10 protein-coding genes and 1 tRNA gene are annotated in these 16,385 nt (G+C 44.4%); 6 read left to right on the forward strand and 5 right to left on the reverse strand.

Translation table 11 applies throughout. From position 1 onward, the window contains the following. Positions 1 to 378: 378 nt before the first annotated feature. From QUA33_RS17320 to QUA33_RS17330, 3 genes are all read right to left on the reverse strand, one after another. The gene (locus QUA33_RS17320) at positions 379 to 2,190 is read right to left on the reverse strand and encodes an ATP-binding protein (RefSeq protein ID WP_333149763.1); all 1,812 of its coding nucleotides are present in this window, start codon (positions 2,188 to 2,190) and stop codon (positions 379 to 381) included. Then, entirely contained in the window at positions 2,187 to 3,800 is a 1,614-nt protein-coding gene (locus tag QUA33_RS17325) for a DEAD/DEAH box helicase (protein WP_333149765.1), read from the reverse strand. The genes QUA33_RS17320 and QUA33_RS17325 overlap by 4 nt, the downstream gene beginning before the upstream one ends. Positions 3,801 to 3,896: 96 nt before the next feature. Next, a complete protein-coding gene (locus QUA33_RS17330; RefSeq protein WP_333149767.1) occupies positions 3,897 to 5,138 on the reverse strand; it encodes an aminotransferase class V-fold PLP-dependent enzyme in 1,242 nt (413 codons plus the stop codon). A gap of 96 nt (positions 5,139 to 5,234) precedes the next feature. Here QUA33_RS17330 and QUA33_RS17335 point away from each other — a divergent pair, with 96 nt between their 5' ends. The 6 genes from QUA33_RS17335 to QUA33_RS17360 all read left to right on the forward strand — a co-directional run bounded on the left by QUA33_RS17335 (position 5,235) and on the right by QUA33_RS17360 (position 14,866). Then, a complete protein-coding gene (locus QUA33_RS17335; protein WP_333149768.1) occupies positions 5,235 to 7,055 on the forward strand; it encodes a TM0106 family RecB-like putative nuclease in 1,821 nt (606 codons plus the stop codon). 85 nt (positions 7,056 to 7,140) lie between these two features. Then, positions 7,141 to 8,268, forward strand: a complete 1,128-nt coding sequence (locus QUA33_RS17340; RefSeq protein ID WP_333149770.1) for an esterase-like activity of phytase family protein — start codon at positions 7,141 to 7,143, stop codon at positions 8,266 to 8,268. A gap of 56 nt (positions 8,269 to 8,324) precedes the next feature. Continuing rightward, positions 8,325 to 8,398, forward strand: a tRNA-Asp gene (locus tag QUA33_RS17345). A 124-nt stretch (positions 8,399 to 8,522) separates the two neighbouring features. Continuing rightward, the gene (drmA, locus tag QUA33_RS17350; protein WP_333149772.1) at positions 8,523 to 12,521 is read left to right on the forward strand and encodes a DISARM system helicase DrmA; all 3,999 of its coding nucleotides are present in this window, start codon (positions 8,523 to 8,525) and stop codon (positions 12,519 to 12,521) included. A gap of 3 nt (positions 12,522 to 12,524) precedes the next feature. Then, the gene (locus QUA33_RS17355) at positions 12,525 to 14,369 is read left to right on the forward strand and encodes a DUF1998 domain-containing protein (protein ID WP_333149774.1); all 1,845 of its coding nucleotides are present in this window, start codon (positions 12,525 to 12,527) and stop codon (positions 14,367 to 14,369) included. Beyond that, the gene (locus QUA33_RS17360; RefSeq protein ID WP_333149776.1) at positions 14,366 to 14,866 is read left to right on the forward strand and encodes a phospholipase D family protein; all 501 of its coding nucleotides are present in this window, start codon (positions 14,366 to 14,368) and stop codon (positions 14,864 to 14,866) included. The genes QUA33_RS17355 and QUA33_RS17360 overlap by 4 nt, the downstream gene beginning before the upstream one ends. A 1-nt stretch (position 14,867) precedes the next feature. Here the strand turns inward: QUA33_RS17360 and QUA33_RS17365 are convergent, their stop codons facing one another. Continuing rightward, complete coding sequence (locus QUA33_RS17365) at positions 14,868 to 16,064, reverse strand: DNA cytosine methyltransferase (protein ID WP_333149778.1); 1,197 nt, start codon at positions 16,062 to 16,064, stop codon at positions 14,868 to 14,870. A gap of 108 nt (positions 16,065 to 16,172) precedes the next feature. Beyond that, on the reverse strand, positions 16,173 to 16,382 hold the full coding sequence (locus QUA33_RS17370) for a hypothetical protein (protein ID WP_333078845.1): 210 nt from the start codon (positions 16,380 to 16,382) through the stop codon (positions 16,173 to 16,175). Positions 16,383 to 16,385 lie beyond the last annotated feature (3 nt).

Below are 16,385 nucleotides of genomic sequence, written 5' to 3' on the forward strand. Positions count from 1 at the left end.
GATTTTAAAGTCCCAAAAGCCTTTCGATCCTAATTATTTGACTGCTACCCCTTGACAGGTCAAGACAGTATCTACAGGCCTGTAGGGGCGGTTTTTACAGATAATATTTGAGCCTCACAAACAATCTAGATAAACCCGCCCTGGCTATACTAATTGAGTGCGTGAGTTCAGATTAATTGAGGTGAAAAGTCGATCGTCCTTTGGTGTATTAGAGAAGGGGCGATCGAACTTATGAGTCTCTGGTTTATTGCACTTCTTCCGGTTCATGCAAAATATGATTAACTGGTTGACTTTGGGAAGTGGGTAAACAGAGTGGCACAATATCTGCCACTAATGGTAAACCCCTAACCCCTAGTTAAACAATGATAGAGCCTTCAGTTATTCCTCACTTTCAAGGAATTGTCGAGCCACCCGTCCCCAATCAAAACGAGCTTCCTGTGCCTTATTGCGTAGTTTTCCAAGCGGTTGCTCATCCTCGTACCGCGCCCAAGCCATCAGTAACAATTTCAAACCTTCGAGACAATTTGTTAGACGAGAGCGAAGTGTTTCAGGATCTACGCCTTCTACCTCTTCTTCTAAAACTTCGACAAGGTTTTTGTAGGCAGGATGGTTAGCGTTCAAAAATATCATAATTGCACCTCCTCCCCTTTCAACAGAAAAAAAAGCAGCAGTTTCTATATCTGCTTTTCTAAAAGTGTACTTCAAACCATCAGAAACGGTTTTTGCAGCTAACTCTTCAGCTTCAGATGGCAGAACACCTCTATCTATTAATTTGCTTTCAATAATTTCCTTTCGCTCCTCTAAAGGAAGTGACTCATCCTTGTCGCTCTGCCCTTGGTGTCCCTCTTTCTTCCGTTCTTCTGTCACCTCAGTTGCCACTTTCTCGGCCAAAGAGCCTTGATGCCGCTTTTGTCCACTGCGTGAATCAGGCGTTTGTGCATTAATCTGATTTCTCATAGTTGCTATATTTTTATGGAGCTTATAAGCAAGGTCTATTAATGGGCCTCTGGGGTCTCCTTCTTGGATTAGTTCTTCTTTTAGTTCAATAATTGTTTTTCCATCTCTTAGCATGGATTCGATATCTAGATTCGCCAGTTCTGAAAAGTTACGGGCAGATTGCTTATTGTTAGTGACCCCAAACAAGTCGTCAAGTGTTGGGGGAAATTCTATCTCGACCCCCCACCATCGCTCTGTAGCTCTTTTCTGTGCCCAAGACTCGTCTAGTTCCAATTCACGCCCTGCACGAACTACTGAAACGCCTACATTCTTAGCAGCGTGCTTTCCATGCGGAAGATTACCAGGATTCTTTCCTGGCCGAGCTTCCTCCTTAGCATAAGAAAAACGAATTTTTACTTCGTGATCGTGGTCACGAAACTCAATGGTAACTGTTGTCTCATAGCTGTTTTCTTCTGGCCACGGATCAAACATTGGCGTTTTGTCAAAAGGATCTGGGCAAGAAGTCTTTGCCATGAGATAACCCGGATCGTTTGGCTGTGCAAATTTTTCTACCATGATTTTGGTAGGTTCATTAATATCAAAAGTTGCCATACGAATGACTACTTCTTGAGTATCTAAAAATTTTCGATACATTCGTCCAATCACGAACTCGGAATTTTCGATGATTGTCTTACCAGTCTTCCACATACAGCGATCGATATCTGACCAGACAACTAATGTTCCCGTCTCTCCAAAACCTGTTGTGACTTTTTCCCAAATCTCAGGGATAGGGCACTTCTGAGGTTCGGGAACTTCAGTAAGCTGCTTGTTTTTGATTTCCTTCAAATCTAGGTATGTGTAAATTGCATTTTCTACACCACTCTGCCAAGTCCAAACCTCCACCCGTTTACACTGGGAAATTGAAGAGCATGGCAACCCCATACCAAAGCGCCCCATTCCTGTATGTTTGTCTTCTGCTAGATAGGTTCCGTTGCCGAACTGTAAAGCCATTCGCAAAACAGTGGAATCCATACCGCTTCCATTATCTAAAACAGCGATTTTATGAATGCGAGAACGACGGCGCTGTTCTAGCTGAGTTTCTTTCTCAGCACAGAGAACTTCTACCCCAGTAGCTTTCGCTTGAATAGAATTATCTATCAGTTCTGCTAGTGCATAGGCAGCGTTTTTATAACCGTTGTCACGCATGGCCTGAACAACTAAATGTACCGGAACAATATCATGTTGTTTCGTCATTTTAATCTCCAAATGTCTTCCCAATTGTTAAAAGCATCGGCAACACTGCCAAAGCCAGGTAAGTCTGTGTCTACTACAGTAACAATCTCAGCTTGCTCATTGCCACCTGCTTTAAGTCCGCGAATAGCACGTCCAACCATCTGGCTGTATAAAACAAGCGACTTGGTGGGACGAGCAATCACGGCGGCACTGGTTCGCGGGGCATCAAATCCTGTTGTAAGAACGCCATAATTACAGATAATCTTAGTTTCTGGACTGTCCTCTTTAAACCTCGCAATGATTCGCTCTCTTTCTGAAGCAGGAGTTTTGGCAGTTACAGCGGATGCTTGCCAATTTCTAGCTTTCAGCACAGCGGCTAGAAGTTTTGAGTGTTCTACTGATATGGCAAACACCAAAATACGCTTGTGGGTCTTTGCCAAATCTTCTATTTCCAAAATAATGCGGAGATTGCGCTGTTCGTTTTGAGCTAGGCGAGTCAGGATATTTTTTGGTAACTCTAACTCTTCTTCAATACGCTTCAAGTCGTTATTAGATAAATTCAATCCACTCTGGTGTAGCAAAGGTCGGTATTCTACTCGTGCCAAGTATTGCTCTGACACTAGGTAGTCTACTGGATTCTCGTAGCCAGGAACCTCCAAAGTAACCTTGCGCTGTGCAAAGAACTCAGCTAACTCTTCGTCAACACTAATGTCTGCCCAAGTGCGGCCTGGTGTAGCTGTTAACCCAAGCAGTGCTGTGTGTTCGTATGGTAAAACGAGAGAATCGAGGACTAGCTTGTAAGTTTCTGCAATTGCTTGATGGGCTTCATCAATAATGACAAGAGAAGAACGATAACCTAATTTGTTAATAAATTTAATGCTACGTTTAGCACGAATGTAAAGCTTGGAAAGACCTGCAACTACTATGCCATCCCGCACCTGATCAAGATCGAGTTCGTGGTTTCCCCAGAAACGATAGACGGATAAATCTCGATCGCCCAAGTATTTCCAGGCGCGTTGAAACTCGGCGACGGCTTGTTCGCAAAGTTCTTCACTGTATGCCAGCCATACGACTAAAGTAGGCTCTTGCGATCGCAGGCGATCGGCGATAATGTGCATTGCCGTGCGTGTCTTTCCCGATCCGGTGGGCATATGAAGCAGAACACGCCGAGGTTCTTTTTGGAGGAACTGTTTGACTTTGCCTGCTGCACTACGCTGATGAGCAAACAAAGCGTATTGAGGTGCAGCCAGATCCGATGAGGGTGTTTCTTCAGATTCCTCAGTTGATGGCACAACCAATTCAAAAAAGTCGAAAAGGGCACGTTCGCGTTCTGAGCCGCGACGTATTTTAACTTCTTTCAGCGCTTGAAAGACATCTTCAGTGTCTGAAGCTGACAAAATTGTAGCGAGAATTTCAGCTTGTTTGGGTCGTAATAATTCAAATAGGATAGTGCGAGTGTCTTTTGATAAAAGCAGGCTTTCACGAGAGTAAATACTCACCAAGACTTCACGCAGATTAGTGGGAGTTGCTAGGCGACTATCTAAAAGCTTCACTAAACTGAAAGCTGAACTGCCAAATAGAGTCTCTAGCGTTTCTTCACTTGCTCGTGACAGTATATCATCAAAATTCAAAGGATGCACCCCTCGTATATATAATAATCGTCATAGCTAACAAGCTAAGCAGGGCAGCTCATCATCTTCGCTGCCAAGTAAGTTCTCTAGCTAACTTTATTGAGTTGCGATCGCCCCAACCAAATTATCAATCTCCGCCTCAGTTGTAAAATAGTGAACACAAGCCCGCACACAATCAGGGTTAAGAATAGTCCTTACCATAATTCCCTGTTTTTCCAACAAATCGACAAGCTTTTTGTGCGGCATCCCATTAGTTAATCGAAACGAAACCAAACCCGCTTCGGGCGCAGATTTCCGCAAACATTCCACATCGGGAAGTTCCGAAAAACGCTCCCAAAGATACTTACTCAAACGGCAAATTTCTGCATACCTTTCCTCGATCGTACCCCATTCATATTGCAGGGCGATCGCACTCCGCAAACCCGCATACAAAGGATAAGCCGAAGTCGCAATTTCATAGCGCTGCGATCCCGACTTCCAGCCAAGAACTTTAGCATTAGCATCCGTCACAATTCCCCGCCAACCGATAAACACCGGATGCAAATCTGCCAAAGCTTCAGCACTCACATAAAGTCCCCCCAAACCTTCCGGACCACACCACCATTTGTGACCAGTAAAAGCATAAAAGTCAACCCCCGATTCAATCAAATGCAAAGGCAAAACCCCCACAGATTGAGCCGCATCAACTAATACTCTAACTTTTTTATTCTTGGCAGGCAATTCCTCTTGTAACCCCCCTTGAATTAGGGATAAATCCTCTTGTCCCCCCCCTTGCCAAGGGGGGGTTAGGGGGGGTTCATGACACACTTTCACAATCTCAGCCAGAGGCAAAACTTGGCCAGTATTCCACAAAATGTGACTGATAACCAACAAGCGAGTATTTGGCTGCAAACTATCAGCAATCACCGCCACCGGATCGCCTTCATTCAAAGTAGCCGCCAACGGACAAACCGAAACCTCAATGTTGAAACGGCGCTGAAGTTCCATTACACTAGCTACAATGCCGGGGTGTTCGCAATCAGAAAGCAGCAAATGGTCGCCTGCTTTCCAGTCAATGCCCCATAGCGCAATATTGCAGCCGACGGTGACATCTTCAGTTAGGGCGATGGTTTCAGGAGGTACAGCCAACTCAGATGCGATCGCACGTCGCGTCAGCATCGCCTCCTGAACCACCCAAGCCCCCACCTCCCCCGAAAACGGCCCCCCAAGCTGCACCCGTTTGTAAGCCTGATAAATCGCGTCTAAAGCAGGCTCAGGCAGCGGCCCTTGTCCGCCGTAGTTAAAATAAGCTTTATTGGCCAAAGCTGGGAATTGTTGCCGGTGATTGTCCTTTGTCATTTTTTTTTGGGGAATTATTGATAGCGTTAATATTGAATAACTAATGCTGTGAATTTTATACCTTTTGCCTGATACTCTATGCCTTGCGAATACTAAATGTTAATAACTGACAAACTACTACTTTCCTATCAGCGATGCCATCTCCGAGCATTTTTAGACACCTGCGGAGACTGGAAACAACTAGATCCCCCCAGCGACTTTTTGCTGAAACTGATGCGCGACAGCGCGGCATACCAGCAGCAAGCTTTGGAACACGAGACTTACCAACAACCATATTATCCTAGAGGGGATTGGGAAGCCGGCGCGGCCGCTACATTGAGTTTAATGCAGCAAGGGGTCGATCGCATTTACCGAGGAGTTCTGATCCAGGGCGAATTCGGCCAAACCAACGGCGCCACAACTTCTCTGGTAGGAATTGACAGTCAATATTTCCCAGAATTTGGCGAAATCCCCGAAACTCCCGTTCATCTTTCCTCCTCCAATCTTCCCTCTTCAAACATTACCCTGATCGGCCGTCCCCATTTATTAATCAAACAGCCTGGACAATCAAAATTTGGCGATTGGAGTTATATTACTGCGGATATTTGGCTTAGCAAGCGACCCAAACTAGAGTATCAAATTATCGCAGCTTTTCACGCCCAAGTTTTAGCTTCCGTGCAGGAAACAATGCCCGAGGCTGCGTGGCTGATGCTGCGAAAAAAAGGGTGGTGGCAGGTGAATCTAGACCAGCGAACTCCTCAGATGTTCGAGATTTTAGACGACTGCATTCAGATGATAGAAAATCGGGATAAACCAGAGGTGTTCATTTCCCGGCAAAAGTGCAATCTTTGCGGTTGGTATACTATCTGTCACGCCGAAGCCGAATCTATTAAACATCTTTCCTTATTGCCGGGAGTTACTGCCAGCCGCTATGCTAGACTAAAAAGTCTCGAAATTACTGATGTAGAAGCTCTCGCTCGTGCTAGTTCAGAACTGCTTGCTGAGTATCCAGAATTCCCCGACAGAGTTGCTTTTGATGTAGTGCAGCAAGCTCGATCGCACTTGCTAAATCAACCCCTGTTGCGGGAAGAAGGAAGTTCGGCAACGGATTTTGTAACGGATGTAACGGATAGATGTTCGGCAGCGAACACTGTACGAGATTTAACAAATTTAACGGATGTAGGTGTGAAGAAAGAAGGAATAAGGGAAGAGGCAGAAGTTAATAAATTTATAACCATACCTGAAGTTACCGAGAAGAGTTTAGCAACAGTTAATCTTGTTCAGGGAAAGACTACAGAAAATAAACCTGCCACATCTTCTATACCTGCGCCAATTCTCCGCAAGAAACCAATTCCCTATTCTCAATCAGTCTTTTTGCCGATCGCCCCAATCGAACTCTACTTTGACATTGAAGCGGAACCAGAGTTAAACTTGGATTACCTGCACGGAGTCTTAGTTGTTGACCGATGCAACAATACGGAAAAGTTTCACGGTTTTTTAGCAGAATCAGCAGCAGAGGAAGGTGCAATCTGGCAGCAATTTTTAGAATTAATGTGGGCTTATCCCATTGCTCCGATTTTCCACTTTTGCGACTACGAAGTCAAGACTTTTAAGCGACTTGCTAAACTTTACAATACTCCAGCTTATTTGTGGAAACCCGTACTGAAACGGTTTGTAGATATTCACAAACAAGTGACGCAAAAGGCGATTATGCCGGTGGAAAGTTACGCACTCAAACCAATTGCCCGCTGGCTGGGTTTTGACTGGCGAGATGCTAAGGCTAATGGTGCTCAGTGCGTCTGCTGGTACGACGATTGGCTCAAAACTGGCGATCGAGATCTCTTGGAGGCGATCGTCCGCTACAATGAAGACGACTGTCGTGCTACTTATGTGGTTAAAGATTGGTTGACCAATTTTTTGCTGAATCATGAGCCGTGATTTTTAGATTTAACGAACCGCTTTCGTCGTGGCGCGAAGGAAGAAAGGGAAGAGGAAGATAGGTAATAATGTATTTATTGGAAAAATGCGAAAGCTAGGAAAAGCAACTATATTTATTGTCTGTTTTTTGATAGCAGCAACTGTTGCTATTTGGGCAAACCAATCAGCTCAATCTTTCGCTGTTACGAAAATAGATTTTATCGGCAGAGCAATATTTCCTACAGGTTCTCAGTTTCAGGGGACGGAAATTGGCGGACTTTCGGGCATTACTTATGATGCCGAGAAACAAGTTTATTATGCCATTTCTGATGACCGCAGCAGTAAGGCTCCGGCGCGCTTCTATTCTCTCAAAATTAACTGGCAATCTGGTAAACTGGAAAAAGAGCAAATTACTTTTACTGGTGTCACTACTTTATTAGATGAAAACGGCAAAGGTTTTCCTGAATTAAGTTTAGATCCGGAAGGGATAGCTTTTACTGGCAACAGCGTGTTTGTTTCTTCTGAGGGAGATGTCGATCGCCAAATAAATCCTTTTATCAAAGAGTTCTCGCTGGATGGTAAACTCCTGAAAACGCTGGCAATTCCTGAACTATTTTTGCCCGACGACAAAGGCACTAAAGGCATCCGCAACAATCTCGCTTTTGAAAGTTTAACTTTAACGCCCGATCGCAAATACCTATTCACCGCTACCGAAAACGCCTTGGTTCAAGATGGCGCCGTAGCTTCCCTGGAAACCGGGAGTCCGTGCCGGATTTTGCGCTACGATGCCGTAAGCGGCAATCCAGAAGCATCGTTTCTCTACATCACCGAACCGCTACCGGCTGGCGCGAATCCTTTGGGAAAATTAACTAGCAACGGTTTAGTGGATTTGTTGGCGATCGACGATAACCGCTTGCTGAGTTTAGAGCGTGCTTTCTCCCTGGAAACCGGCACAACTATCAGAATTTTTGAGATTTCTCTGGAAAAGGGCGATCGTATTGAAGCGCTCGAAAGCCTCAAAAGCCGTCTGGGCGAGGTTTCTCCCGCTCAAAAACGCCTGCTGCTGGATTTGGAAACCCTGAAAATTCCCCTAGACAACATTGAGGGGTTGACATTTTGCCCGGTGTTAGGCGATGGTAGCAGAGGTCTGATTTTGGTGAGCGACAACAACTTCAGTCCGCTGCAAGAGACTCAAATTTTGGGCTTCCAAATAAAAGTTCAAAAAACCTCTTGACAAAAGGTGAAGTTATAGGCATAATAGAAATTGTGCCTGAAAAAACGGCAAAACGAGGGACAGTAGTTCAATTGGTTAGAGCACCGCCCTGTCACGGCGGAAGTTGCGGGTTCGAGCCCCGTCTGTCCCGTTCAAAATAGAAAATGTTCAGATTGCTGAAAAAGGCGATATGCTGAAAAATAACCGCTTGTACTGAGTTTTCACAGTACAAGCGTTTGTTTCACAAAGCCTAGATCAACATCAGAAGGTAAATTGTGTCAGCACGCACAGAACTGCTACTGAGTCTCAGACAAGAAATTCTTGGCCCCAGACAGTCTTGTTACGAGGTTCTGCCAAGCAATCAAGAACCCCGCAACGAATTCATCACGGGTGTCCTGATCCCCAGAGATGCCAGCGAGGAAGATGCCAGAGAAATTGAGGGGGAAGCAGAAACTTTAGGGACTGGGATAGACGAATATGCCGATGACGACTCGGAGGAAGAAGTACCAGTTGCAGCCTCCGCCCCAGTTCTAGACCCAAAATCTCTACCCCGTTCTATGGGGATTTCTTTTATTGTTCGGGCTACTGATGAACATCAGCCGCAGATAGTTTTTTGTGCAACTTGGGCGCGATATAAAGATGAGAAAGATCCGCGCGGCAAGCAAGTCTTCAGGCGAATTCCCAACTGCTACCTCACACCAGAACCAATTCCTGTTGCAGAACCTTTACCAATACCAGAAATAGACGCGGTTAGAATTAGTCTTCGCAGCGTAAAGCGGGGTGAAAATACTTACAAAGTATCGATTTACTTAGTCAATGAGACTTGTCTGATCGACTCGATGGAAGAATCGGGAAAGCGACGGTTTGAGACAAGTGACATGATTTTTCAGCCTCAAATTCGAGTGGTTTGTGCAGAAAATACAGAGCTTTTGCCTTTCGATAGTTTCGAGCCTGCTGCGGAAGTTCCCGAACCGGGAAGTCTTGAAGAAGAAGATGAGTCATTAGCACTAATTTATCGAGAGTATCAAGCTTATGCACGGGGTCATTTGTGCGCTGCTGTATGGCAAGAAATAGACCCCGAACGTCCTTGTCAGGGAGAAAATCCCTTGCGGTGGATTGACGGGGAAGTTGTCGATTCTCAATATGGAGAACAGCAAGGGCAACAGTTTGTAAAGCCTGACTGTCGAACAGAATATGTCCCTTGCTACCCCATCCAATCTCCTGAAATTGACTGGAATTTAGAATTAACAGGACAGACACCAGAACTCAGCACGGCACAACTCGCAGAAACTTGGAATCATACTGCAATGCGCGAGGCTCTTCAACCTCTTGTAGATGGGTATGGAGTCTGGATAAGTCAACAACAAGCTAGAGTTAATGAGTTAGATTGTAAATATCTGAGAGCTGGTAACAGACACTTAGAAAGTTGCGATCGCGCGCTGCTGCGAATGCAAGAAGCCATTGATTTGATTGTTGGAAATGAGGAAGTTAGACTGGCTTTCTGCTTGGCTAATAAAGCGATCGATTTGCAGGCATCTTGGAAGGGAAGAGGAAGGGATTTCAGGTGGCGGCCGTTTCAACTTGCATTTGTCTTGATGAATATTCCAGCAATTGCTAACCCCCTGCATCCCGATCGCAGAACTTGCGATTTACTAGCTTTTGCTACTGGCGGCGGCAAGACTGAGGCTTATTTGGGTTTAGCTGCTTTTACGATGGGATTGAGGAGATTGAGGTCTCAGAAAGATACTAATGGCGATCGTACTGGACAGGGTGTTAGCGTCATCTCCCGATATACTCTCCGACTCCTAACTATTCAACAGTTTCGTCGAGCTTTGGGCTTAATTACTGCTTGTGAAGTATTGCGAGTTGAAAATTTAGGGAAAGGTCGTCCTGTCGGCTGGCGACCTAAAAATTGCAGTTGGAAAGATAGTAATATTTGGGGAACTACTCGCTTTTCTGCGGGATTGTGGGTTGGCGGCAGCGTTACGCCCAATGCACTGAAGGATAAGTTTATAAAGCCTACCAAGACTTATTTACCCGGTGCAATTTCCGCACTAGCAGGTAAAAGAGGAGTGGAAGGTGAGCCCGGTCAGATTCTTAACTGTCCTTGTTGCGGCTCAATTCTGGCTGTTCCGAAAGATGGTTTGGGTACAAAGCAAGAAGGACATACTATTCATTTGGTAATGAAAGGTGATGTCAACACCAGATTACTTCCCAGCCAAGTTATTCCTTTAGATGAGATGACAGAGGCTCCTGTTTTTTCTGTATCTAACAACAGTACCGCTGAAGGTTACATCACTCTCTCAATTAATTTTAACTTAAAAGCAAGTACGAGAGTTTTTTCAGTCAAATTAGATGATTGGTGGAAAAATCAAGTAAAGCCTCACTTAATTGATGCTGAATTAGTTGCTTTTAGAATCAGCAGGTCGGGCTATTTTAAGAAAGCCTATACAGGAAGTCAAGGTGCTGAAAATATCGAAAATTTTGAAATTTATTGTCCCAATCCCAAGTGCGGATTAAACAACGAAAAAAAATGGAATGAGAAAGTTCCCCTGCAATTTAACAGTCAATATAGAGGGTGCCTGTTAGATGCTCCTAATAATTTTGTTTGGGAAAAACCAATAGACGCTTTTTCCCAAAATTGTTACTCTTTAAAAATACCAATATCAGCTTTTACAGCGGATGACCAAATTTATTCTCGAATTCCTTCTTTGCTGGTTGCTACAGTTGATAAATTTGCCCGTTTAGCGTTTGAGCCAAGAGCAGGATCGCTTTTTGGCAACATTAATCGCTATTGCAGCAGAGAAGGTTACTATCGTGCGAATGCAGCAGTTGAGCCTAAAACTCCTCAAAAACAACAAAAAGATGTGAATCCGCTTTTACCGCCAGATTTAATTCTTCAAGATGAGCTGCATTTGATTGAAGGGCCGCTAGGCAGCATGGTAGGGCTTTACGAAACAGCAGTCGATACTTTATGCGAACAAATGTGTGGGGGTAAAATTGTCAGCCCGAAATATATTGCTTCTACAGCAACAGTACGGCAGTCTCAATCGCAAATACAATGCCTGTTCGATCGCAGTGTTTTTCAATTTCCACCTCTTAGCTTGTCAGCAGCAGATAGCTTTTTCGCCAGAACGCCAGCGAATGTTCACCCGATAGATACTGACGCAAACTCTCGGCATCCTAGCGGTCGCCTTTATGTTGGAGTTTGTGCTCCCGGCAAAGGCGCTCAAACTCCGCTCGTTCGGCTTTATTCATCAATGCTCCAAAGTATTTGGGAACTGAGACAAGCAGAATATAATGATACAGATTGCGATCCTTTTTGGACGCTGGTGGGCTATTTCAATGCGATTAGAGAGTTAGCAGGAGCTTTGACCCTTTACCGTCAAGATATTCCTGAAAGACTGAGGTATGTGGCAGGTAGTCGAGAAGTTACTGAACGAGAATTAGGTGAAGAAGTTGAGCTTTCTAGCCGTAAGGATTCTACTGAATTGCCGGGGTTATTAACCAGCCTGGGACAAGAATTGCCAGAAGCTAAAGATATTGTTTTAAGTACATCAATGTTTGGGACAGGTGTTGATATCGATCGCCTGGGTTTAATGATAGTCAACGGTCAACCCAAAACCACTTCATCCTACATTCAAGCTACGGGTCGCGTCGGTCGTTCTCAAGGAGGGTTAGTCATTACTTTCTTTAGAGCTAGCCGTCCGAGAGACTTAGACCACTACGAGTTTTTTACTGGGTATCACAGGGCAATTTACCGCTATGTTGAACCGATTACAGTCACACCATTCGCTGCTAGGGCTAGAGAGCGAGGCATGGGGCCGGTAGCAGTGGCATTACTGCGGCAAGCGAGAGAAATTCAGGGTGTACCAGTTGCACCTGAATGGGTGGCAAAAACCAATGCTTCTGTCATGCAAAATAATCGCAACTCAGCGACAGAGTTAGAGAGAATTAATCAAGTAATTAACAGGCGATCGCAAATTCAACTGCCAATCCGCCGCCCGCCAGAAGATCAGGTCGATCGCGAAGTGCGAGGGGGATTCGACCGCTGGCAAACAGTCGCAGAAAATGAGAACAATCTTGTTTATCAAGAGTATGCAATTGACAAAGACCCGACTGCACCCGTTGTTTTGGGAGACGAACAACACCAAGAACGAAACTTTACAGTCGTCTATCGGAATGCTCCCCAGTCACTGCGTGAAGTAGAAGGAATGACACGCTTTGGCAGCATTCGCTCCAATCAGTCCAACCAAAAAAATCAACGAGGTTAATTTATGGCAGCCAAAGGTCAATCTCTGCGGCCTTCACAGTACATTACAACTTTTGGGCCGAGCAGCATTCTGGAAACGCCAGACGGTCCGGTTGTTATCGCTGCTCCCAGCCACTCCGGGCTATTTGATAATATTCATCCTGATGCTTATGAAATTCGAGACCTGCGACTTTCACAAACTCTACTCAATAACAAAAAAATCTTTCGGATTCCCTCTAATGCTGAATTAGGATGCAAAGAAAATCGGCTGGTATATAATGCCTACTATTTTCCGAGGTGGTCGCTGTGCCCTACTCACGGCATTCTCTACAGATACGAACCTCAGTCTTTAATTGGCTGTCCCAAATGTCACCAACAGCGTCCGACCAATAATTGGGGAGAAGTATGGGCTAAATCTCGCGAAGAAGCTGTGCGTTTTGTTTTAGCTTGCTCTCACGGACACTTAGATGAAGTTCCTTGGGGTTCGCTCATGAGACACAGAGGTAAATGTTTGGGTTCCAACTTCTACAAATGGGAAGGCGGTGGAGGTGCGATCGGAAACATTCAGATTACGTGTCCAAATTGTGATGCTAGGGAAAATTTTGGAAGTGCTTACTCTAGAAGATTTCCATGTAGAGGTAGATTTCTAGAACGAGGCTCAGAAGACGGTGGAGCTTGTGCAAGAACAGCTAAAATAATTCAACGCGGTGCTGCTAACTTGCGAGTTTCTGAAATTCGATCGGCACTCACAATTCCTCCTCTTGACACCGCTTTACACAATTTACTTCAAAGGCGAGTAATTCTTGATACAATCTTCAGCGAGGACTGTATAGACTCAAAAGACCAGCTTATGCAAAAATTGAACAATTTAGTCAGAAGAAATCGTCTAGATATTACAACTGCTGAAACTATTAAGCGATATGATGAAGCTGAAATACGAGGAGCAATTAATGACATTTTAGGCGCAATAGATAATCCTAGAGACTTGACAGAAGCGACACTCAGACAAGATGAATTTATTAGCTTGCGGAATGCTGCTTGTTATGGTGCGCCACCTCAGAGAGCTGATAAACCAGGCGGCCCGAATCAATTTGAAGTGTATATAGAAAATGTTAGAAACTTCAGCTTAGATTCAGGTCGAACGTTGAGGGTAACACCCCTTAGTAGGTTGCGAGTGGTGATGGTACAAATTGGCTACACGCGACCTATTGATACAGATAATGAAGAAAATCAGCCTAGAATTGTCCCAGTTGAATACCTGCCACCTAATGAAAGTATTGCTTGGCATCCGGGCGTTGAGTTATTTGGCGAAGGGATTTTTATAGATTTTATATCTGATGAAGAACCTAAAGGAATTTCCGAACACTTTCCTGTACAGGGAGAAGCATACCAGCCCTGGCTAGCGGCCTACAATTCACCCGAACTATACAGACAAATAAGGGCTATGCCAGGAACTAGAGAGGAATATTTACATCCTGTGTTTGTCTGGTGGCACACGCTATCTCACCGTTTAATCACAGCACTTTCTGTTGATTCTGGCTACTCTTCTGCGGCCATTAGAGAACGAGTTTATACTTGCACAACTAACAATAAAACAGCAGGAGGCTTGCTACTTTACACAGCACAGTCGGGCGGCGACGGCACGCTGGGGGGATTAATTGGATTAGTTCCCCATTTCGATCGCATCCTTAAATCTGCTCTTCGCAATGTAGATGCTTGTTCTAATGACCCCATTTGCATTGAGGAAAAATTTGGAGAAGACAAGGTAAACGGTGCTGCTTGCTATGCTTGCCAGTTAATTTCTGAAACTTCCTGCGAGCACAGGAATACTTTACTAGACAGGCGATTGTTACTGGACAATTTACCGTGAAAGCTCAAACAGTAGTTACTGGACTGACTTGGATGGGGAGCGGTGTCCGCTCTGTTCGATCGGCATTGACAGATATGTTGAGAAATGCAGAAAGCGAGGTTTTACTGTGTGCGTATTCTGTAACCGGTGGTGCTGACGAAATCCTTGCAGAGTTTGAAGATTGTCTGAAGCGCGGCATCAAGTTTGAAGTAATTATTAATCGCTTTCACCAGCAGCCTCAAGACATTCAAAAATATTTTTTCAATTTAGTGAAAATTTATCCTTATTGTCAAGTTTATAACTTTAATGACTCGGTTGAGGAATTGCATTCAAAACTAATTGTAGTCGATCGCTCAGTTGCTCTGATTGGTTCTGCTAATTTAAGTATGCGGGGCATGAAACAAAATTACGAATTGGGTATTGTTCTCCGCGATGCCGAGGTTAGCACTATCTCTAAGTGCTTTGACAGCCTGCTTAATTTCGCATCTGTTTCGCCTATAAATGGTAGGAATAATTGAGCTAAAAACTTGCATGGTAAGCTTGTACTTGCTCGACAATTGGTTTGGCGATAGCCTCAGCTAAAAGAGGCGGCACAGAATTACCAACTAACTCAAACATTCTAGTCATAGGTGCATCAAATACAAAACGATCTGGGAAACTTTGCAGTCTTGCAGCCTCTCTCACAGAAATACTTCTAGTCTGAGTTGGATGAATATAAGCTAAACAGTCTTTCTGCATATGTGCAGTTAGCGTCCACGACGGTTTATGCGATTCCAATCGTCTGTACTTGTCCTCAAAAATTTGATCGCTATAGCGTTTAAGCTCGTCAGGTATATTTTTATATTTTCCTCCTTGAGGCATGATGCTAAATATATACAAATCTTTGTCATTGTGAGCGCGACAAAGATGATTCATTACTGTTGTGTCAGATTGGCTTCTCATCAACTTTTGATATTCGGATTGTGGCCCGCACTTGTAATCTGTGGCAGAGTCAACTTGCTTTGGTGCCGTGTTTTTTGTTTTCAAGGACAGACATTTAGGCTCTAATTGCGGTAAATCTTCAATAGCTTCTCCCACAGAAATAGGAGAAGCTGTATTCGGTTCGGGAAACTTAAAATCTAGATTTAAATCCTGGCGCCGCCCGACGATGAACAGGCGTTTTCTGATTTGAGGTACGCCGTAATCTGAAGCCACCAAAATTTTTGAGCTAACATTGTAGCCTGGATAGTCCCCATCTTTTTTGTGCAGTCCTTTTTCCAAATCTTCTATCAAAATAGGGAAGATCCAGTGGCTGTGCAGATAATTAACATTTTCAATTACAAAAAAACTAGGTTTATAATATTCAATAAATCTAATAAAATCTTTGTATAAAAAGTTTCTAAGATCGTTTTCTATATCCTTGCCTAAAGACCTCATTTTGCCTTTGCCAACTACTGAAAATACTTGGCACGGCGGCCCGCCAATTAAAATATCAACTTCTCCGGGCTGTAGACCCAGTTCACTTAAATCAGTAATGGATTCGATTGGTTTGGCATCCAGCTTAAGCTGGCAGTTAGGGAAGTTTCTATGATGGGTTCTGATGGCATGGGGATTTTTATCAATACCCCCTAGAATCTCACAGCCGGCATTTTGAAAACCTAAACTCATCCCACCTGCACCGCAGAAGAGATCGAGTACAGTCGGAGCTTTGGTTGTCGGTTTACTTGGCTTAAGCATTCGATGGAGAAACGGTTTTAGGTAAACTAACTACTACGCGGTACAGTTTACCGGAAAAGGCTGGCAAAAAAACTCCTGCTTGCAGTTACGATCGACTCCCAGCAGCGCTCAAAGGTGTGAGGAAATAAACGGTCGGGCGATCTGATATGTCAAAACCAGGGCGATGGGGACGAGAATAGGAATAGCAACTAGCAATCCCCATTTGCCAAACCTAAGTTTTTGACCGTCCGATTTGAAGAGGAAAATCACAGCGGCAATTCCCATAAGTATCCAGAGACCACCGAAGCCCATGAAGACTGTATAGCCTGCATCTTGCATTTT

It is taken from the genome of Microcoleus sp. Pol14D4 (assembly GCF_036701245.1).
GTDB lineage: Bacteria > Cyanobacteriota > Cyanobacteriia > Cyanobacteriales > Microcoleaceae > Microcoleus.

Coding starts and splice junctions, on each gene's coding strand:
- QUA33_RS17355 (WP_333149774.1), top strand. CDS start 12,525: ATGGCAGCCAAAGGTCAATCTCTGCGGCCTTCACAGTACATTACAACT.
- QUA33_RS17370 (WP_333078845.1), bottom strand. CDS start 16,382: ATGCAAGATGCAGGCTATACAGTCTTCATGGGCTTCGGTGGTCTCTGG.
- QUA33_RS17320 (WP_333149763.1), bottom strand. CDS start 2,190: ATGACGAAACAACATGATATTGTTCCGGTACATTTAGTTGTTCAGGCC.
- QUA33_RS17365 (WP_333149778.1), bottom strand. CDS start 16,064: ATGCTTAAGCCAAGTAAACCGACAACCAAAGCTCCGACTGTACTCGAT.
- QUA33_RS17340 (WP_333149770.1), top strand. CDS start 7,141: ATGCGAAAGCTAGGAAAAGCAACTATATTTATTGTCTGTTTTTTGATA.
- QUA33_RS17330 (WP_333149767.1), bottom strand. CDS start 5,138: ATGACAAAGGACAATCACCGGCAACAATTCCCAGCTTTGGCCAATAAA.
- QUA33_RS17335 (WP_333149768.1), top strand. CDS start 5,235: ATGTTAATAACTGACAAACTACTACTTTCCTATCAGCGATGCCATCTC.